Source organism: Streptomyces bicolor (assembly GCF_000719285.1).
GTDB lineage: Bacteria > Actinomycetota > Actinomycetes > Streptomycetales > Streptomycetaceae > Streptomyces > Streptomyces bicolor.
In genome coordinates, this window is record NZ_JOFS01000002.1 from 1 (window position 1) to 19,865 (window position 19,865).

Sequence of the window (19,865 nt, forward strand, 5' to 3'; positions counted from 1 at the left end):
GTGCGGGATTCGGGGTTGCGCGTGGTGACTTGGGGGCCGGGTGGGCAGGTGCTGTACGAGGTGGTGCGGTGAGTCTGCGACGGTGCCTCGGGAGGGTTACTCCCCCAGAGGGGGCACCCCCAGACGGGCTGAGTGCAGGCCGGCGTTCCAGGAGTCCCGTGAAGTGAAGCCTCAGCGCAGCGCGCTCCGCACCAACCGCGCCGCTCTGCGCACCCTCGGCCCCGCCACTCGCCGTACCACCGGTCGTACCAGCCTCGCCGTCACGCCCACCGGCTCCCATCGCAGCTGGAGGCGGCCGGGGCCTCGGCCCTCGGGTTCGACGGTTACGCGGTGTGGGGCTGTGGCGGAGTGGTAGTCGATGCGGGTCGTCAGGGTGGGGAAGGTCAGGGGGGCCAGGAGTACGGCCGTGTGGCGCAGGCCCTGGTGTTCGAGGCGGAGGAGGGGGTGGCGGATGCCGGCAAAGCCGTGGTGGGGGATGGGAGCCGTGGTCAGGTCCAGGTGGACGTGGCCCTCGAAGACGCCGGGGTGGACGGGGGTCAGGCGGAACGGGGTGGTGAGGCGGCGTCGGCCGGGGGTGAGGAGGAGGCTTGCGCGCTGGGGGCCCACCGGGAGGCGCAGGCCGGGGTCGTAGGTCCGGATCGTCAGGTCGATCGAGGCGCCGGGGCCCCGTGTGAGTTCCGTGATCTCGTGGCGGAACTGGGCGCTTGGGAACGGGCGGGTGTCCAACTCCAGGTCGGCGACGTCCAGTTCGCGGCGGGACCAGGCGGTCGTCGGAACGCTGTCGCCCCAGTACGGGTTGCCCTCCGCGTCCCGGCTCACCCGCCTCGGTGCCACGGCACGGCCCAAGCCCCTCGCCGCCACTCGGGCCTCGGTGAAGCGGCGTTCGCGGATCAGTTGGAGGACCACCCGTTCCGTGCGGGGGAGGCGGGCGTAGGCATGGTGAGACAGGGCCTCCAGGTAGGGGATCATGATGTCCGCGAAGGAGTTCAGCCACTGCTCGTCGCGGTACGGCAGGTCCCCGGCGTACATCCGGAAGTCGTGCTTGAGGAACTTGTAGTCCTTGTCCTCGCGCAGCGCCCCGTGCCCGCTCTCGGCGAGGAAGCCGTCGATCAGGCGCTGGACCCGGACGCGGTCGCGGACGTTGCCGAGTCTGTCGCGCTGGTTGGAGATCGATGCCCCGCCCCCGGTCGCGTACGGCGCGATGTGCCAGCGGTACACCGGCTCCGGGATGATCGTGAACTCCTTGGCCAGACAGTACGCCTGCGCCGTGAACAGCTGGTCCTCGTAGTGGACGCCCTCGGGGAAGCGGAGGTCGTGGCGGTCCAGGAAGGCACGGGCGTACATCTTGCTCGTCGACAGGTGCTCGAAGAGCAGCCGGGGCTCGGACTCGATGCCGGCCACCGTGCGCCGCTCGGCGACCAGGTGCGGCATCCACCTCGTCCGGCGTCCGCCGTCCTCCCGGATCCGCACGACCGCACCCATCGCGAAGTCGATCTCCCGCTCCCGGTGGGCCGACAGGAGCAACTCCACCGCGTTGTCGGTGAGTTCGTCGTCGCTGTCCAGGAACATCACGTACGGGGCTCGGGCGATCTCCAGGGCGCGGTTGCGCGGGGCGCTGCAGCCGCCGCTGTTCTCCGGGAGGCGGAGGTTGAGGATGCGGGGGTCCTCGGACGCCAGTCTCCCCGCCACCTGCGGGGTCTCGTCCGTGGAGTGGTCGTCGCTGATGATGATCTCGATATTGCGGTGGGTCTGGCGGCGCACCGACTCCACGGCCCTGGGCAGCCGTGCCGCGTCGTTGTGGACGATGACCGTCACCGTCACGTCCGGCGTCATACCGCCTCCCGGGGGCTCGGCGCCGGCGTGCGTTCCTCCAGCGGGATCACCGGCGGCAGCGCGTCCTCGCCCTCGCCCAGGAACACGCGGCGTACGACCCGTTCGGCGGCGCGTCCGTCGTCGTACTCGCAAAAGCGCCGGCGGAAGGCGGCCCGCGCCTTCGTGGCGCCCTCGTCGTGCCAGGCCTCGGTGGTGAGGATCTCGGTCAGTTCCCGCTGGGTGCGGGCCACCTGGCCCGGCGGCTCGGACATCAGGTCGAAGTAGACGCCGCGGGTGGTGCGGTACGTCTCCCAGTCGTCGGCGTGGATGACGATCGGCCGGTCGAGGTTGGCGTAGTCGAACATGATGGACGAGTAGTCCGTGAGCAGCGCGTCCGCGGCCAGGGCGAGGTCCTCGACGGGGTCGTAGGACGAGACGTCGATGATCCGGCCCGTGCGGCGCAGCGCGGTCAGGGGGGACGGCGTGCCGTCGTAGAAGTAGTGGCCGCGGACGAGGAGGACCGTGTCCTCGCCCAGGTGCTCGGCGAGCGTGGCGAGGTCGAGGCGGGGGGTCCAGCCGGCCTCGTAGTCGCGGTGGGTGGGGGCGTAGAGGATCGCTCGGTGGGTCGGGGGGATGCCCAGGCGGTCGCGGATCGCGCGGATGTCGGCCGCCGTGGCCGAGTAGTAGACGTCGTTGCGCGGATAGCCGTAGTCGAGGGAGACGAAGCGGGACGGGTACGCGCGCTCCCACATCCGGGTGGAGTGGCTGTTCGCCGAGATGCTGTAGTCCCATTTGTCGGCACGGGCCAGCAGGGCCTGGAAGTCGAGGCTCTTGGCCGCCGCCGGGAACTCCATCTGGTCCACGCCCATGCGCTTCAGCGGAGTGCCGTGGTGGGTCTGGAGGTGGACCGCCTCCGGGCGCTTCACGACGGCGTTGGGGAAGTTGACGTTGTTGACCAGGTACTTCGCCGTGGCCAGCACCTCACGGTAGCGGCGGGTGCCGGGGAGTACATGGTCCGTGTGGGGCGGCAGGAGCGGGGCGTTGTCGGGGGTCACCACCCACACCGGGTGGATCTGGGGGGCCAGTTCGGTGAGCTTGGCCGCGATCGCCGCCGGGTTGCAGGCGACACCGCGGTTCCAGTACGCCGCGAAGACGGCCAGGTCGGGGTCTACCGGGCGGGACAGGGCCTTGCGGTAGTGGTGGTCACCGAGGGCGGCGGTGATGCGGCGCCCTCGGGTTCGTACGGCCGACTTGGTCGCGCGGCGGGCCCGGTTGACCGCCTGGAACGCGCGGTACCTGGTGTAGGCATTCTCTTCGAGGAGGGCTTGGCGGATGGCCTCGGCGTCGGTGGGGGGACGGTGCTCGGGCGGGCGGTGACGGACGGCCGCTGCGCCGGCTCGGCGGAAGAACTCCCTGGCGACCGGGTCCGGCATGGGTGCGCGGGCGAAGGTGCGCAGGCAGTCCTGGACCATCACGTCGTACAGGACGGAGTGAGTTGCGTGGCGGAGTGCGGGAGGCGCCGTGCCGCGGTTCTCGGTGATGAGGGTGAAGAGCGTCTCGTAGCGGTCGACCAGGGTGTAGTTGTCCTCGGGGGTGACCGGCGGGAGGCTCTCGGGGCGCAGCTCGTGGTGTTCGTACGCCACTTGGTTCAGGGCGGCGACGCGGTCGGCGAGGAGGAGGGCGGCGTAGGCCGCGAACGGCTCGTCCGGGGTGGTGAGCCGGCGTTCGTGCGCCTGCCAGAAGGGGGTGCGCAGCGCGCGGTTGCCCAGGAGGGGCGTGATGCGCAGGGCGGTGCGGGCGATGTCGTCGAGCAGGTGGGCGGCGCGGCCCGCGCGGGCCAGGAGGGGGCCGTCCTCGGCGGGGAGGCCGGAGGTGTCCCAGGTGGAGCGGACGTGGTCGAAGAGGAGGACGTCCACGTCGTCCGGCAGCTCCGCGGCACGCTCGGCCACCATGCGCGGGGCGCCGGCGGGCAGACCGTCCTTGGCGTGCACGAAGTGCAGCCAGCGGCCGGAGGCCCGGGCCGCCCCCGCCGACCGGGCGGCGGCGTCGTCCGTGCCGTCCGGCAGGGGCAGCACCAGTATCTCCGGGGCGTACGCCCGGGCCGTCTCCTGCGCCCAGGCGCCGACCGCGGCCACGATCACCTCGACGTCGGGGTGGGGGTGCGCGGCCAGGGAGGCGAGGAGTCCGGTCAGGCGGTCCTGGGTGTTCGGCCCGTGGACGATGACGCTGAGTTCGGGCATCGCGGGGACACTCCTTCACCTTCGTCATCGCTGTCGCTACGGGGCACCCTGCTCGGCCATAGTGGCACTAATGGGGCGAAAGGGTGACCCGGGAATGCGCCTCACGAGGGATGGGCGGAAGGGGCGTATGCGTCTCACGAGGACGGGCGGAACAGGCGTACCTGTCTCAGGAGGACGGGCAGAACAGGCGTATGCGTCTCACGAGGGAACCGGGGCGGGCGCGGGCTTCGGCTTGGGCTTCGGGGCCGGCTTGGCCGCCTTGTCGCCCGTGAACGCCTCGTACTCCTTCAGCACCTCGTCCGTCGGCCCGTCCATGCGCAGCTCGCCGCGCTCCAGCCACAGCACGCGGTCGCAGGTGTCGCGGATCGACTTGTTGTTGTGGCTGACCAGGAACACCGTGCCCGCGTGCTTGCGCAGCTCGCGGATCCGGGCCTCGGAACGCTTCTGGAAGGAACGGTCACCGGTCGCCAGCGCCTCGTCGATCAGCAGGACGTCGTGGTCCTTGGCGGCGGCGATGGAGAAGCGCAGGCGGGCCGCCATGCCGGAGGAGTACGTGCGCATGGGAAGGGTGATGAAGTCGCCCTTCTCGTTGATGCCGGAGAAGTCGACGATCTCCTGGTAGCGCTGCTTGACCTGCTCGCGGGACATGCCCATGGCGAGGCCGCCGAGGAAGACGTTGCGCTCGCCGGTGAGGTCGTTCATCAGCGCCGCGTTGACGCCGAGCAGGGAGGGCTGGCCGTCGGTGTAGATGTGGCCGTTCTCCACCGGGAGCAGGCCCGCGACCGCCTTGAGCAGCGTCGACTTGCCGGAGCCGTTGGTGCCGATGAGGCCGATCGCCTCACCCCGGTACGCCACGAAGGACACGTTCTTGACGGCGTGCACCTTGCGTACGCCCGCCGCCTTCTCGGCCTGCTTGCGGCGCAGGATGCGGTTGAGGGCGGCGGTCGCGGAGCCGCGGCCGGCGCCCGTGCCGTTGACGCGGTAGACGATGTCGACGCCGTCGGCGATGACGGTGGGGATGGTGTCGTTCGGGTTCTCAGCCACGGCCGTACGTCTCCTCAGCCTTCCAGAAGTAGATGAAGCCGCCGACGCCGGCCAGCAGGGCCCAGCCCGTCGCGATGGCCCACACGTGCGGCGGGAGCTGGCTCGCGTGGAAGCTGTCGATGAGGGCGAAGCGCATCAGGTCGATGTAGACGGCGGCCGGGTTGGCCTGCAGGGCCGCGGTCACCCAGCTCGGCAGGTCCTTGCCGCTCGTGATGTGGCTGATGCTGAACATCACGCCCGACGCGTACATCCAGGTCCGCAGCACGAACGGCATCAGCTGGGCGATGTCCGGCGTCTTCGCGCCCATGCGCGCCATGACCATCGCCACGCCCGCGTTGAACGTGAACTGCAGCACCAGCGCCGGGATCGCCAGCACCCAGGACGCGGCCACCGGGATGCCGAAGCAGAGCAGGATGACGACCAGGGCGGCCATCGAGAACAGCAGCTGCTGGAGCTGCTGCAGGGCGAAGGAGATCGGCAGCGCGGCCCGGGGGAAGTGCAGTGCCCGCACGAGGCCCAGGTTCCCGGAGATCGCGCGGGTGCCGGCCATGATCGAGCTCTGCGTGAACGTCCAGACGAACACGCCCGTCACCAGGAACGGGATGTAGTCCTGCACGCCATGGCTCGTCCCGAGCAGCAGGCCGAAGATGAAGTAGTACACCGCCGCGTTCAGCAACGGCGTCATCACCTGCCACACCTGGCCGAGCTTGGCCTGGCTGTACTGCGCCGTGAGCTTGGCCGTGGCGAACGCGGTGATGAAGTGGCGGCGGGCCCACAGCTGGCGGATGTACTCGGGCAGGGAGGGGCGTGCACCACTGACCGCGAGACCGTGACGGGCGGCGAGGGCCGCGAGGTCATGGGTTTCGGGTGGGGTCGGGGTGGTGGGCGGTGTGTGGAGGGCCTGGGTCACATCCGCTGCTTTCGTTCGGGGGCGGGGTGGGGGGCGGGGGTGAGGGAGGCGTTGGGTGGTTCCTTACGCTTCTCTTCACCTTTCCTTACGTCGGGACGGGACCGTATCGTCGCAACGTGAGCGTAGGTCGAATGGACGTCGGAACGCAACCGTTTCGTCGTGACGTGATCGATATAACGGTGGTGTGCGGACGAGGTCGTATCGTCGTGACGTCGGCGACGCGGCGACGGCCCCGGTGACGGAGGCGTGGCGCCGGGGGCATGACCGCAGGTAGGCGGGGGCGGCAACGTAGGGACGGGACCGTATCGTCGTAACGCCCTATGCTGGTTCGCATGACGACCAACGCCGACCAGCCCCGGACGAGTCCGCGCCGCCGGACCCCCGCCGGTGCGGCCGTACTGCGCGAGGACGTGACGGAGGCCATTCGGGCGGCCGTCTTCGAGGAACTGGCGGCCGTCGGCTACGCGCGGATGTCGATAGAGGGCATCGCGCGCCGCGCGGGCGTCGGCAAGACGGCGGTGTACCGGCGCTGGCGTTCCAAGCTGCACCTGGTGCTGGACGTGGTGTCGGCGGTCGCCGTGATGGGGCTGCCCGTCCCCGACGCCGGCTCGTTGGAAGGGGACCTGCGTCAGCTGTACCAGGTGACCGCGCGTGCCCTGCGTCACCCCTTGGCCTCGCAGATCCTCCCCGACCTCCAGGCCGAGGCGGCCCGCAGTCCCGAGATCGCCGAGGCCGTGCAGAAGGCGCTGCGGGACGGGCAGGCGAGCGTTGCCAGCGGGATCGTGATGGCCGCGGAGAAGCGCGGCGAGGTGCGTCCGGGCATCGACGAGGAGCTGGCCCTCGACCTGATCTCGGGCCCCCTGTACTGGCGCTCCGTGGTGATCCGCAGCGCCAAGCTGCCCAAGGGCTATCTGGACGCGTTGGCCCGTGCCACCGCCCATGCCCTCAAGGCGTTGTGAGTGGCTCTGTCGCCGCAGAGCGACAGCGGGCACCGCAGGGTCCTGGCCGTGCCGGCGTATCTGAACGACGCGCGGCGCGGCTAGCCGCTCAGCCGCCGCGCGAGTTCCGCCAACTCCCCCACGCGCAGCACCCGTTCACCGAACCCCGGCAACGGCACATGCAGGGCCGCCGTCCACCGTTCCGGCACGGCGGCGATGCCGTACACCGCGCCGGCCAGTCCGCCGGTCACGGCGGCGACCGTGTCCGTGTCGCCGCCGAGGTCGATCGCGGCGCGTACGGCGTCCTCGTAGGAGGATGTGCCGCGCAGGGCCCAGACGGCGGAGCCGAGGCAGGGCCATACGGCTCCATTGAACTCGGTGGCCTGGTCAGGGTGCCAGTTCGGGGCGAGGACGACGGCGTAGCGGTCGCGGTGGTCGGGGTGGACGGCCGTGAGAGTGTCCGGGACGGCGGCGAGCGGGTCGGCTCCGGACAGGGCGACCCGCACCAGCTCGTGGAAGACGGCGGTGCCTTCCCATGCGGCCCGGTCCCCGTGGGTGAGGGCGGCGAGCCGGCGGGCCGCGTCCATGGTGACCTCGCGGCCGTAGCGGGCGAAGTGGACGGCGGAGGTGGCCGCCCGCATCAACGCGCCGTTCCCCGCCGCCCGTTGGCTCACCTGGAAGTGCAGCGCGGCGGCAGTATCCCAGGGATCGCCGCTGCTCAGTACGGCTTCCGTCTGCAAGCCGATGTCCTTCGGCCCGGCCGCCGCCCATCGCTGGAACCGCCGGAAGACGTCCGGGAGTTCGAGCCCGTCGCACTCGACCAGTGACTCGCCGACGAGTACGGCCATCTGCGTGTCGTCAGTCGCCTCACCCGGCTCCCAGCCACCGCCTCCGCACATCCCTCCCTGTCCCGGCTCCGCAAAGCGCGCCGAGAAGGCGTTCTCGGGGCCGAACTCGAAGGGCGCGCCCAGGGCGTCCCCCACGGCGGAGCCGATGACGGCGCCGAGGGCGCGCTCGTTGCCGAGGTGACGCTCGGTGCGGAGGGGCTCGGTCATCCCGCGAGGCTACGTCACCACCCCGCCGCCCAAGCACCAACAGCTGCCATCCGAACCGCGCAGGCACCCCCGCCCGCGCCGCGGCGTTCCGCCGGCAAGCCATCGCGGGAAGCGGACCGCGAGCGCTCGGCGTTCGAGGTGACCCGTGCCGATGCGCGGCGCTTCGCGGATGCCGTCGTCGGCCGGAACAGCGGCCCGCCGCACGGGCGGCAGGACATCCAGCGGGCCTTGGTACTCGGTCGCCGGCGGGAAGGACGCCCTGCTGTGCGCGGTGCGCGCCAGCGAGGGGCGGACGTTCGCCGTGGTGCGGTTCTCCCGTACCTTTCGGCGCTCGCTGAGCATCCTGAGATCGGACCAGGCCATGGTGGGCCGCTGCTTCACGGTGGTGTTCGAGGGGACGGCGGCCGCCCAGGCCGAGGCGGAGGTCATCGCGCACGACGCCGACGAAGGCTGCTCGGCAGTGGCCCGGTGAGCGATGTGCGACGGAGAGCTCAGTTCCGCGCCGCCTTGGGGTGCGACCGCACCCACCCCGCCCACGCCGACGTGATCATGTCCTGTACGTCGTGCTTGGCCTTCCAGCCCAGTTCGGCGGCGATGCGGTCGGCGGAGGCGACGACGCGGGCCGGGTCGCCGGGGCGGCGGGGCGTCACGGTCGGGGGGCGGTCGTAGCCGGTGATGGCGTTGATCATGTCGATCATCTCGCGGACCGAAACGCCCTCTCCGCGGCCGATGTTGAACGTGAGGTCGCGGCCCGGCGAGGCCTGGAGCGCGCGGGCCGCGGCCACGTGGGCCTCGGCCAGGTCGACGACGTGGATGTAGTCGCGGACGCAGGTGCCGTCGGGGGTCGGGTAGTCGTCGCCGAAGATGCGCGGGGGCGCGTTCTCCGTGAGCTTCTCGAAGACCATGGGGATGAGGTTGAAGATCCCGGCGTCGGCGAGTTCGGGTGCGGCCGCGCCCGCCACGTTGAAGTAGCGCAGCGACGCCGTGGACAGGCCCGTCGCGCGGCCCGTCGCCCGGACCAGCCACTCGCCGGCCAGCTTCGTCTCGCCGTACGGCGACATCGGCACGCACGGCGTCTCCTCCACGACCAGATCCACGTCCGGCATGCCGTACACCGCCGCCGAGGAGGAGAAGACGAAGGACCGTACGCGTGCCGCGGTCACCGCTTCCAGGAGGACGCGCAGGCCCTCGACGTTCTCCCGGTAGTAGTGCAGGGGAAGGTCGACCGACTCGCCGACCTGCTTCTTCGCCGCGAGATGGATGACACCGGTGATGCGGTGCGCCAACAGCGCGCGGGCGACGCGCTCGCTGTCCAGGGTCGAGCCGACCACCAGCGGCACGCCGTCGGGCACGCGCTCGAGGATGCCGGTGGACAGGTCGTCGTACACCACGGCGTGCTCACCCGCCTGGGCCATCGCCCGTACGACGTGCGCTCCGATGTAACCGGCGCCGCCGGTGATCAGCCAGGTCATGTGCGGGCGTCTCCTCGTCAGTGGGCCTGTGGTGGTCCGTAGTGGGCCTGTGGTGGTCCGTGGTGGGTGTCGGTGACGTCGTCGGTGTCGGTGACCGTGGTCGGTGTCAGTGACAGTGAAGCAGGCGGTGAAGTCTTGCGCGGACTACTGACGTAACGCCGCGTAAACCGGAGGCCACGCGTTGTGCCGGTGCGTCGTCGCTGTCCGGAATGGTCGGTCAATCGCCCGTCAAGCGGGACTTGGGGCCCGTGCCGGGAGGCGGCGGGAGTCGAGGTCCGGTTCACTCGCGGGCTGCGGCACTTCGGGGCCGGGCGAGTCGGTCGAGCGCCACAGGCGGGTGAAGGCGAGGGCGGCGGCCGCGGCCAGGAGTCCGTTGCGCAGGAGCATCAGGGCGCAGCCGGTCCGGCTGCTCGCCATGACCTCGTGGTAGAGGACGGGATAGACGACGGCGCTGACCGCGGTCGCCGCGACGATCAGCGCGGCCACCGGGCGCTGGACGGTCCGCCGGGAGGTCAGGCACACGGCGGCCAGGCCCAGCAGCCAGATCATGTACTGCGGGCTGATCACCCTGCTCGTGACGGTGAAGAGCAGCACGGCGGCCAGCGCGGCGTCGTACGGGGTCGCCTCGGTCCAGCGCCCTGTCCTGGCCCGGAACCGCCACAGCAGCAGGGCCGCGAAGGCGAGGGCCGTGAGGGCGAGGGAGACCTGGGCGACGGCGGCCACGTACGGGCCGGTGAACTCCATCGCGCCGTACTGGTAGCGCACCGTGCCCGGCCACCCGGCATGGGTCGCCAGGCCGAGCACCGTGCCGCCGAGGGACTCGATCTGGACGCCTCGGCCGCCCTGTTGGGTCAGGAAGGCGAGGGAATCGTCGAACGACATCCCGAGCAGCAGCAGGGCCGCCGCTCCCGACACGGCGCCCCAGATCCAGGTGGAGCGCGACGCACTCCCCTTCGGCGTCCCGATGAGTACCAGCGCCGGCCACACCTTCACCAGCGCGCCCAACGCCGCGAGCGCACCGCACGCACGCGTGGAGCGCTGCAACGTCAACAGGGCGATGACGGCGAAGGCCGTGACCTGGATGTCGTAGCGGGCGAACGGGATGTGCAGCAGGAGCGGCAGGCCGCCTGTCCAGAGCGCGGCGCCGCGCAGGGTGCGGCCGGGCCGCGTGCCCGCGCGTGTGAGCGCGACGGTGATGGCCGCGTCCGTGAGCACGGTGAGGGCGACGAACGCCTGGAAGTACGTCAACCCGGGCAGCAGCGAGGGGGACAGCAGCACCGGTCCGGCGCCGGGAGGGTACTGCCACAGCGGGTCGTGCGCCGGGAAGGCGCCCTGGGAGAGGGTGCCGTACCAGTGTCCGTACAGGCCCCACACCTCGCGCGCCACCCCGCCGGCGCCCAGCAGGGGGAGGGAGTTGTGGGCGAGCAGCCACAGCATGGCGGCGCGGCTGAGCAGCCAGACGGCCGCCAGCGCGCGGACCGGGCGGATGTGGCGGATGGGGCTGATAAGGCCAATGAGGCGTGAGTGGTTCATCACGGCGGATCGTAAGCCGGATGAATGCGATATCGAAGGTGATACGCCGTCAATGAGTAGTAAGGGTCTGTTAATAGCACAAAATCGGTCCCGTGATGTGCGCCGAACAGGAACAGAGGAGGGGCAGCCGCGCGCCAGGCGCGGCCACCGTCATCGCCGTCTGTGTCCCCATGATCGTCATGCTCGGGATCGGGCTGTGGGGGGTCGACCGGGCGGGCATGTGGCGGGACGAGGGGGTGACGTTCCAAGTCGCCCGGCGGTCGGTGCCGGAGATCTGGCGGCTGCTACGGAGCGCGGACGCCGTGCACGGGCTGTACTACCTGCTCATGCACGCGGTGCTCGACGTACACACGGACCAGCCCGGCGAGGTCGTCCTCCGGCTGCCCTCGGTACTCGGCGCGACCGCGGCCGCGGGGCTGGTCGCGGCGCTGGGAGCGCGGCTGGTGCGGCCCAGGGTGGGGCTGTGGGCCGGATCGCTGTTCGCGGTGACGCCGATGGTCGGGCACTACGCACAGGAGGGGCGGTCGTACGCACTGGTGGCGGCCGGGGTGGCGGGGGCGACGTTGCTGCTGGTGCGGCGGGTGTGGTGGGCGTACGGCCTCGTCCTCGGGGCCGCCTGTCTGCTGCACGAGCTGGCCGTGCTGGTGGTGTGTGCGCACGCCGTGACCCTGGCGGCGGGCCGGGCGTCGAGGCGGGTGTGGTTCGGGTGGGCGCGCGCGGTCGTCGGTGCGGGGATCGTCCTGCTGCCGCTGGTGGCCGTGTCGTGGGTGCAGGCCGGGCAGGTGGAGTGGCTGCCGGTGCCGGGGTGGGGGGCCGGCGAACGCCTCCTGCGGGGGTTCGTCGCCGGGCCGTCGGGGGTGGTGTTCGGGGCGTGCGTGCTGCTGATGGCGGTGGGGCTGGGGACGGGGCGCGTCGCGGTGGTCGCCCTGCCGCTGCTGGTGGTTCCGCCGGGGCTGCTCATCGCCGTGTCGCAGGTGCGGCCCATCTACGACGACCGGTATGTGCTGTACGCGCTCGCGGGGGCGCCGTTGCTCGTGGCGGCGGGGGCGGACCGGGTGGCCGCGCTCCTGGCACGCGAGCACCTGGACGCCGCCCTTCGTGCCCGCAACCCCGCCCGCCCACTGCGCCGTCCTCTGATCCCCCTGATCCCCCTGGCCGGCACCCTCGCCATCGCCCTCGCCTTCCTCCACCACCTCCCCCTCCACCGCCAGGACCGTTCCCCGACGCACCGCCCCGACAACCTCGCCGCCACCTCCGCGTTCGCCGCCCGGCACCTGCGTCCCGGCGACCTGGTGCTGTACCTGCCGTCGATCGGGCGGCGCTCGGCGCTCGCGTATCCGGAGGGGTTCCGGCGGGCCCGGGACATCGCGTTGCGGCAGTCCGGGCCGAGGTCGGGGACGCTGTACGGCCGTGAGGTGGGCGCCGAGGAACTGCGGCGCAGGCTCGACTCGGTCGACCGGGTCTGGGTCGTCGCCGAGCCGTACGCCCTGAACTCCCCCTGGTATCCGCGCAACCCCACCGAGCGCGCCAAGCTCGACATCGTGGCCGAGGAGTTCCGGCCCCTGCCCACCGGGCGGCACGACGCTCCGCTACGGCTGTACGTCCGCCGCCACCCCACGCACCACGCCGCGGGCGCTCCGCCTACGCCCCCTGCTCCGCCGACTCCTCCAGCGCAGCCGTCTCCTCCAGCGCAGCCGCGTCCAGAGCAGCCGTGAGCTGGTCCAGCCGTGCGCGCAGCTCGCGGATCTCGTCCACGTCGAAGCCCGTCGCACCGGCGATCCGGCGCGGCACCTGCAGGGCCCGCTCGCGCAGGGCGGCGCCCTCCTCGGTCAGCCGCACCTCCACCGAGCGCTCGTCGCGCGCGCTGCGCTCCCGGCGTACCAGACCCGCCGCCTCCAGCCGCTTGAGCAGCGGTGACAGCGTGCCGGAGTCCAGGCGCAGGTGTTCGCCCAGCTTCTTCACGGGCAGGTCGCCGTGCTCCCACAGCACCAGCATCACCAGGTACTGCGGGTAGGTGAGCCCCAGGTCCTTCAGGACCACGCGGTAGACGCCGCCGAAGGCGCGCGACGCGGCGTTCAGGGAGAAGCAGATCTGCTGGTCGAGGCGGAGCCAGTCGGCCGTGGGCGTGGTCGTCATGCCTCAAGGGTAACTCGTGCCCATCATTTAGTTGTGTGCAATTGAATTGTGTGCTCTACTGGTCTTCGTGCGGCGGCCGCCAACGGAGCCGTCGCAACGGGACTTGAGAGGGATGGTTTTCCATGGACGCGCTCTACACCGCTGTCGCCACCGCCACCCACGGCCGCGAGGGCCGCGCCGTCACCAACGACGGCAAGATCGACCTCGCGCTGGCCATGCCGGTGGAGCTGGGCGGCAACGGCCAGGGCACGAACCCGGAGCAGCTGTTCGCCGCCGGTTACGCCGCCTGCTTCGGCAGCGCCCTCGGCCTCGTCGGCCGCCAGGCCAAGGTCGACGTCTCCGACGCCGCCGTCACCGCCGAGGTCGGCATAGGCAAGCAGGGCGAGGGCTTCGGCCTAAAGGTGACGCTGCGCGTCGAGCTGCCCGACACCCTCGACGAAGCGACCGGCCGCAAGCTGGTCGAGCAGGCCCACCAGGTCTGCCCCTACTCCAACGCCACCCGCGGCAACATCGACGTCGACCTCGTCATCGAGTAACCCACCCGAACCGTCGGTCACCCGATCCGCGCCAGCACCTCCCCCGTCGCCCGGCTCCAGGCCACCACCACCGCCTCCTCCGGCACCCGCTTCCACCGCGTCAGCAGCAGCCAGCGCGCGTGGTGGCGCCGGGCGACGGCCGTGCGCTCCGCCCGGTTCGACGTGGGGGAGAGGTAGGCGCGGACATCGGCGAGCCGGCGTTCCCGTTCCCGCTCGTCCAGGGCGGGGTCGGGCCAGATCGGCGCGGCGAGGTTCGGCCCGTACCCGGGCAGGGAGCGAGGGGCGAAGTGCCCGTCGGCGATGACCACTTCGCCCTTCCCGACATGCCGCGCCACCCAGGCGTACGACGGCCACAGCGACGGCTGCTCCAGCCCGAACGGATCCAGCGCACGCGGCACCACCGCCCCGCCCTGCACGGTCAGGAACCCGACACAGGCCCCGGTGGCCGCGGCCCCGCCCAGTACCCGGCGTGCCCTGCCCCACGGCCGGGGCGCCGCCAGCTCCACGGCCAGCGCGAACTGCGGCGGCACGAGGGTGAGCCCGAGAATCCTGCCGTAGGTGTAGTGGCCGCTGACCCAGCCGTACGACACGAGCAGGCAGTCGAGGGCGAACAGCAGCACCAGCGGATCCCGCCAGGAGCCCCGCCGCCACCGCAGCCACAGCGCCGGCAGCCCCAGCAGTGCCAGCCAGAACTGGCCGAAGAGCTGCTCGTACAGCCGCCGGTGCATCCGGTCCACGCTGTCGTTCCCGGCCAGCGCGAACACATCGAAGTACGGCCAGCACCCGGCGACCAGCACCGCCGCCCCCGCCGTCACCCCCCACCGCACGGCCACGGCGCCCGTCCGCCGACGCCACCCCCGCTGCCACCCGGCCACGAACGCCACCGCCCCCAGCAGCGCGGCCGCCGCCGTGATCGGATGGATCAGCAGGATCAGCCCGTACAGCGCCCCGAGCCCCGCATACCCGGCGACCGCCGGCAGCCCGCTCGGCCCGACGTACCGAACCTGCCCCTGCGTCCGCGCCGGTCCCTCCCCCCGGGCCCGCGCCCCCGTCAGCGCCCACGCCCAGAACGTCAGCCCGATGGCGAACGCCGAGGGATAGCCCAGGTTGCCCGTCATCGACAGCAGGCTCAGATACCCGCTCCACCAGGCCCGCTCGGTGCCCCACAGCAGTGTCATCGCCGCCAGCGCGAGCACCGGCGCCCACGGCCGTGGCGTGAGCACCCGCACGAAGCGGCCGACGCCGGTCAGCAGCACCAGCAGGTTCACCGGCCCGGCCAGCCGTACCACCTCCCAGCCGCCCATCCCGGTCAGCCGGGCGAAGACACCCTGCGCGACGGCGTACGGCGAGTAGTACGGGCTGCCCACGCCCGGCAGGTCCGCCATCGGATGGCGCGGGTGGAGGAGGTCCGCCTCGAGGCGTTCGACGACCGCCGCGTGCTGGCCCGCGTCGCAGCACAGCGGCACGGCCCAGTACGCCAGTGACATCACCAGGAAGAACACGAACCCGAAGACCTGGTACGGCGTGGGACGCCAGAGGCGGCCGCCGCGCAGCGCTGTGGAACCACGCACCGCCCTTCGGCCGAGAGTGCTGACGGCCGCCTTTCCGACATGGGAGGTCGAGTGGGTTCGGGGCATTTGCCGTATGTTCCCGATGTCCCCGGCCGGGTCAACGGCATTGCCTCACATCACCACATCGAGTGAGCCCGGCTGAGCCCGCCACCGCGGGGACCGGCGAGCGTCCGTCAGCGACCTCTCGCCCGCCGGAGCGGGCACCCTCGCCACGCCGACCGGCCCCTCCGGCATCCGCTCACCCAGCATCACCATGCGCACGACCCGCTCGGCGGCGTGTCCGTCGTCGAACTCGCAGAACCGCTCCCGGAATCCGGCCCGCGCCCGCGCCGACTCCCCGTCCCGCCACGTCCCGGACGCGAACAGCCACGCCAACTCCCGGTAGGAGCCCGACACATGGCCCGGCGCGTCGGCCGTGATGTCGAAGTAGGCGCCCCGGCTCGCCGCGTACGCCCCCCAGTCGTCGGCGTGGATCACGATCGGCCGGTCCAGGTTGGCGTAGTCGAACATCAGGGCCGAGTAGTCGGTGACCAGGACGTCGGCGGCGAGCATCACATCCTCGACGTGCGGCTCGTCCGTCGCGTCGATCAGTACGCCCCGCCGGTGCAGATCCGCCAGGCCCATCCCGCGTGCCGTGCCCTTCGCCAGCGACGGGTGCAGCCGTACGACGAGCGTGTGGCCGGTGCCCAGATCCTCGGCGAACCGGGCGAGATCGATCCGGTCGACATGGCCGTCCCGGCGGTAGTCGCGACGGGTCGGCGCGTACAGCACGACGGTGTTCCCGGCGGGGACACCGAGCCGGGCACGGGCCGCCTCACCGGCCCCGGGACCGGCGTTGACCAGCACGTCGTTGCGCGGGCTCCCGGTCCTGAGCGACGTGAAGTGACAGGGACAGGCCCGCTCCCACACCAGCTCCGAGTGCCGGTTGGCCACCAGGCTGTAGTCCCAGCGGTCGGCCCGCCACAGCATCTTCGGCACGTCGAAACCGTGCCGGGCGCCGGGCTTGGCCAGCAGGTCGGCCGCCATGTACTTGAGCGGGGTGCCCAGGTGGGTGTGGAGGTGGATGCTGCCGGGGCGCTTGGCCAGGGTGCCGGGCCAGTTGACGTTGTTCACCCAGTACGTGGCCCGCGCCATGACCTCGTGATAGCGCCGGGAGCCCGGCGTCACGAAGTCGATGCCGGGCGGCAGCGCCTCCACCGCGTCCTCCTGGACGACCCACACACCCCTGATGTGCGGGGCGATCTCGCGGGCCTTGGCGTGGATCGCCGCCGGATCGCCGAGCACTCCCCGGTGCGTGAACGCCGAGTAGACGGCCAGGTGCGGATCGAGCGGCAGCCTGGAGTGCGCCGTGTACCAGGTCCTCCGGGCCCGCTCCGAGGCCGCCTGTGTCACCCGCCGCTTGCCGTTCCCCGCCCTCCTGCGCAGGTCACGCAGACCGCGAGCCACGGCATACGACGCATACGGCGCCGACGCCGGCAGCCGCATCTCCTTGCCGCGCCAGCCGTCCGGCGGCGTGAAGCCCTCCGGGACGTGCCGGGCGTGGAAGGAGCGGATCTCACGGTAGAAGTCCCCGCGGTCCCTCGGCATCACCCGGTCGTCGCGCGCGAGCACGAACAGCATGTGATCCAGGGCCCGTTCGAACAGCAGCGGGCGCGCCCACGCCAGGTCCGGGCGCTCCTCGAGGAACGCGAACAGGCCCTCGTACTGCGCGAAGATGTCGAAGTGCCGCCGCCCCGGCGTCTTGGTGATCGCGCCCTGCCGGCGCTGCCGGTACTCGACCCCGATCCGCTCCAGGCAGGCGATGCGGTCGGCCAGCACCATCGAGCGGTAGGTGACGGGCGCGTCCTCGTACAGGCCCGGGGCGTAGCTCAGCTCGTGCTTCAGGAAGAAGTCGCGGCGGTACGCCTTGTTCCAGGCGACCAGGAACAGGTGGAGGTACTCGGGGCGCTCGCGGATGCTGAAGGTGCCGGTACCGGCCGCGGCCAGCAGGTCCGCCGCCGTGCTGCGGCCGCCGCGGCCCCACCAGTGGGTGCGTACATGGTCGAAGACCAGGATGTCCGGGTCCCGGTTCGCCTCCAGGCGTGCCGCCACGGCGGCCAGCAGGCCCGGGGTGTAGGAGTCGTCGCTGTCGAGGAAGAGGACGTAGTCGCCGCTCGCCTCCTCCAGACCGGCGTTGCGGGCCCGGCCGAGGCCGACGTTCTCCGGCAGGTGCAGCACGCGCACGCGTGCGTCGCGGTCGGCGTAGGCGTCCAGGATGGCGGGGCAGCCGTCGGGGGAGCGGTCGTCGACGGCGATCACCTCGAGGTCCGTGAACGACTGCCCGAGCACCGAGTCCAGGCACTCCCGCAGGAACCCCTGCACCTTGAAGACGGGGACGATGATGCTGAAGCGGGGCACGTCAGTTCCTCACGAGGGTCGTCGCGGCGGGGGCGGGGATGCGCTCGGCGAGCGGGATCACCGGCGGGATCGCCTCGGGCGGCTCGCCCAGCAGCACCCGGCGTACGACGCGTTCGGCGGCGCGTCCGTCGTCGAACTGGCAGAACCGCTCCCGGAAGGCGGCCCGCAGCGCCTTGGCCTCCGCGTCCGCGTAACTGCCGTCCCGGAAGACGGCCGCGAGCTCGCCCGGCGTCCGCGCCACCCGCCCCGGCGGCGACTCCATCAGGTCGAAGTAGACGCCCCGCAGCTCCCGGTAGACGTCCCAGTCGTCGGCGTACACGACGATCGGCCGGTCCAGGTTGGCGTAGTCGAACATGATCGACGAGTAGTCGGTGATCAGCGCGTCGGCGGCCAGACACACGTCCTCGGAGGAGTGGTGCGCCGTGACGTCGATGATCCGGCCGGTGCCGCGCGCGGTGCCCTGGTCGTAGAAGTAGTGGGCGCGCAGCAGCACGACGTACTCGTCCCCGATCTCCTCGCACAACTCCTCCAGATCGAGGCTCGTCTCGAAGCCGGTGGCGTGGTCGCGGTGCGTGGGCGCGTAGAGCAGGGCCTTCTTGCCCTCGGGGACGCCGAGTTCGCGCCGGACGCGGGCGACGTCGGCGGCGGTCGCCGTGTAGTAGACGTCGTTGCGCGGATAGCCGTACTCCAGCACCTCGTGCGCGCACGGGTACGCGCTCTCCCACATCTGAGTGGAGTGCCGGTTGGAGGTGACGTTGTAGTCCCAGCGGTCGACTCGGGCCAGCAGCTTGGCGATGCTGCCGGTCGCCGCGGCCACCACGGGGTACGTCGACTGGTCGGCGCCCATCTTCTTCAGCGGGGTGCCGTGCTGGGTCGACAGATGGACGCTGCCCCTGCGCTTGACCACCGCGTCCGCGAAGTTGGCGTTGTTGATCAGGTACTTGGCGCGGGCGAGCACGTCCCAGTACTTGCGGCTGCCGATGACCGCGTACTCCACGTCCTTCGGCAGCGTGTGCGCCTGGTCCGCCTCGACCAGGAACACCGAGCGCAGGTGCGGGGCCAGTTCGCGCGCCTTGGCGTGGATCGCGGCCGGGTTGCAGAGGTAGCCGCGGCCCCAGTACGCGCAGTACACGGCGAGGTTCTTGTCCAGGCGCCGGTGCAGCTGGAGCCGGTAGCGCAGCCGCGTGCCCAGCCCGCGCGGACGCGGCACCCCGGCCGCCGCCCGCGCCGCCTGGTTGGCCCAGCGCAGCGCCCGGAACGCCCCGTACGCCCCCGCCGCCAGCAGCCGGTGCTGCACACCCAGGCTGCCGCCAGGCACCCGGAACCCGGCGGGGCGGTGCCGCCGGTAGAGCCCGCTCGCCCGGCGGAAGAAGGCACGCCGCCCGCGCGGCAGCCGTCGCGGATGCGCGGCCGTCTTCAGTACGGCGTCGAAGAGCTGCTCGAACAGCGCCGCGAACCGCTCCCCGGACAGCCCCTGCCCGGCCGCCCGCGTCAGCACCAGCTCGGCCTGGTCCAGCAGCTCGAGGTGGTGCTCGCCCGGCAGGCCCAGCCGGCTGCCCTGCCGCCGCAGCAGATGCCGTACGACGACCTGGCGCAGCACCGCGACGCGCTCTGCGCTCAACGCGACCAGGCCGCCGAAGCCGACATCGGTGAAGTGGCCGTCAGGGAAGGCGAGTTGCTGCTCGGTGAGGAAGGCCCGGCGGTAGGCCGCGCTCCAGGCCGGCAGCTGGACGCCCGTCAGCTGCGGCGCCCGCTCCGGCGGGAAGACCCCGTCCGGAGCCCGGGCCAGCAGTGGCGCGGCCGGGTTGGTCGGCTCGCCCACCCACCACGGGGTCCGCTCGTGCTCGAAGTGCAGGACGTCCACGTCACCGGGCTCGCCCAGCCGCGCGGCCAGCGCCGCCAGCGCGCCCGGCACCAGCACGTCGTCACCGTCCAGGAACAGCAGCCACGCACCGATCGCCGCCCGCATCCCGGCGTTGCGCGCCCCGGCCCGCCCGGCCGCCGGCGGCGAGTGCACGGGCGCCACCCGGCAGTCGCGCCGGGCGTACTCGGCCGCGACGTCCGACGCCGGGCAGTCGGGGCCGTCGCAGACCGGGACCAGCTCGAAGTCGCCGAAGGACTGGGCGAGGACCGAGTCCAGCGCCAGGGACAGCCGGCCCGCGACCCCATGGGACGGAACGATGATGCTGAAGCGGGGCATACTGCTCTCTCCGTCGTGGTT

General features: G+C 72.0%; 15 protein-coding genes. 4 read left to right on the top strand and 11 right to left on the bottom strand.

Features of this window, described 5'->3' with window-relative positions; translation table 11 throughout:
• Positions 1 to 171 precede the first annotated feature (171 nt).
• The 4 genes from IF78_RS0102175 to IF78_RS0102190 form a co-directional block, all read right to left on the bottom strand.
• A complete protein-coding gene (locus tag IF78_RS0102175) occupies positions 172 to 1,833 on the bottom strand; it encodes a glycosyltransferase family 2 protein (protein WP_031478194.1) in 1,662 nt (553 codons plus the stop codon).
• Positions 1,830 to 4,052, bottom strand: coding sequence for a CDP-glycerol glycerophosphotransferase family protein (locus tag IF78_RS0102180; RefSeq protein ID WP_031478196.1), 2,223 nt, complete (start codon positions 4,050 to 4,052; stop codon positions 1,830 to 1,832). The genes IF78_RS0102175 and IF78_RS0102180 overlap by 4 nt, the downstream gene beginning before the upstream one ends.
• 198 nt (positions 4,053 to 4,250) lie before the next feature.
• Positions 4,251 to 5,096, bottom strand: a complete 846-nt coding sequence (locus tag IF78_RS0102185) for an ABC transporter ATP-binding protein (RefSeq protein WP_031478197.1) — start codon at positions 5,094 to 5,096, stop codon at positions 4,251 to 4,253.
• Positions 5,089 to 6,006 carry an ABC transporter permease gene (locus IF78_RS0102190; protein ID WP_031478199.1) on the bottom strand — a complete coding sequence of 306 codons (918 nt, stop codon included), beginning with the start codon at positions 6,004 to 6,006 and terminating at the stop codon, positions 5,089 to 5,091. The genes IF78_RS0102185 and IF78_RS0102190 overlap by 8 nt, the downstream gene beginning before the upstream one ends.
• A gap of 320 nt (positions 6,007 to 6,326) precedes the next feature.
• Here IF78_RS0102190 and IF78_RS0102195 point away from each other — a divergent pair, with 320 nt between their 5' ends.
• Positions 6,327 to 6,965: a TetR/AcrR family transcriptional regulator gene (locus tag IF78_RS0102195; RefSeq protein ID WP_031478200.1), complete on the top strand. Its 639-nt coding sequence runs from the start codon at positions 6,327 to 6,329 to the stop codon at positions 6,963 to 6,965.
• Between the two features lie 80 nt (positions 6,966 to 7,045).
• Here IF78_RS0102195 and IF78_RS0102200 read toward each other — a convergent pair whose 3' ends face one another.
• A complete protein-coding gene (locus tag IF78_RS0102200) occupies positions 7,046 to 7,999 on the bottom strand; it encodes an ADP-ribosylglycohydrolase family protein (protein WP_051827459.1) in 954 nt (317 codons plus the stop codon).
• Positions 8,000 to 8,150: 151 nt separating this feature from the next.
• On the opposite strand from IF78_RS0102200, the gene IF78_RS0102205 reads away from it, so the two are divergent.
• Positions 8,151 to 8,471: a hypothetical protein gene (locus IF78_RS0102205; protein ID WP_031478204.1), complete on the top strand. Its 321-nt coding sequence runs from the start codon at positions 8,151 to 8,153 to the stop codon at positions 8,469 to 8,471.
• Between the two features lie 19 nt (positions 8,472 to 8,490).
• Here the strand turns inward: IF78_RS0102205 and galE are convergent, their stop codons facing one another.
• Positions 8,491 to 9,471: a UDP-glucose 4-epimerase GalE gene (gene galE, locus IF78_RS0102210; protein WP_031478206.1), complete on the bottom strand. Its 981-nt coding sequence runs from the start codon at positions 9,469 to 9,471 to the stop codon at positions 8,491 to 8,493.
• Between the two features lie 228 nt (positions 9,472 to 9,699).
• Complete coding sequence (locus IF78_RS0102215; protein WP_051827460.1) at positions 9,700 to 11,004, bottom strand: glycosyltransferase 87 family protein; 1,305 nt, start codon at positions 11,002 to 11,004, stop codon at positions 9,700 to 9,702.
• A gap of 170 nt (positions 11,005 to 11,174) precedes the next feature.
• On the opposite strand from IF78_RS0102215, the gene IF78_RS0102220 reads away from it, so the two are divergent.
• Positions 11,175 to 12,719 carry a glycosyltransferase family 39 protein gene (locus IF78_RS0102220; protein ID WP_037639549.1) on the top strand — a complete coding sequence of 515 codons (1,545 nt, stop codon included), beginning with the start codon at positions 11,175 to 11,177 and terminating at the stop codon, positions 12,717 to 12,719.
• Here IF78_RS0102220 and IF78_RS0102225 read toward each other — a convergent pair.
• Positions 12,646 to 13,140: a MarR family winged helix-turn-helix transcriptional regulator gene (locus tag IF78_RS0102225; RefSeq protein WP_031478210.1), complete on the bottom strand. Its 495-nt coding sequence runs from the start codon at positions 13,138 to 13,140 to the stop codon at positions 12,646 to 12,648. The genes IF78_RS0102220 and IF78_RS0102225 overlap by 74 nt on opposite strands.
• A 122-nt stretch (positions 13,141 to 13,262) precedes the next feature.
• Here IF78_RS0102225 and IF78_RS0102230 point away from each other — a divergent pair, with 122 nt between their 5' ends.
• Positions 13,263 to 13,676 (top strand): organic hydroperoxide resistance protein, encoded by a 414-nt coding sequence (locus IF78_RS0102230; RefSeq protein WP_031478212.1) that lies wholly within the window; start codon positions 13,263 to 13,265, stop codon positions 13,674 to 13,676.
• 17 nt (positions 13,677 to 13,693) lie between these two features.
• Here the strand turns inward: IF78_RS0102230 and IF78_RS0102235 are convergent, their stop codons facing one another.
• The 3 genes from IF78_RS0102235 to IF78_RS0102245 are packed head-to-tail and all read right to left on the bottom strand — an operon-like array spanning position 13,694 to position 19,844.
• The gene (locus tag IF78_RS0102235; protein ID WP_051827461.1) at positions 13,694 to 15,313 is read right to left on the bottom strand and encodes a hypothetical protein; all 1,620 of its coding nucleotides are present in this window, start codon (positions 15,311 to 15,313) and stop codon (positions 13,694 to 13,696) included.
• 45 nt (positions 15,314 to 15,358) lie between these two features.
• A complete protein-coding gene (locus IF78_RS0102240; RefSeq protein ID WP_031478216.1) occupies positions 15,359 to 17,644 on the bottom strand; it encodes a bifunctional glycosyltransferase/CDP-glycerol:glycerophosphate glycerophosphotransferase in 2,286 nt (761 codons plus the stop codon).
• A gap of 1 nt (position 17,645) precedes the next feature.
• Positions 17,646 to 19,844: a CDP-glycerol glycerophosphotransferase family protein gene (locus IF78_RS0102245; protein ID WP_031478217.1), complete on the bottom strand. Its 2,199-nt coding sequence runs from the start codon at positions 19,842 to 19,844 to the stop codon at positions 17,646 to 17,648.
• Between the last annotated feature and the right edge of the window lie 21 nt (positions 19,845 to 19,865).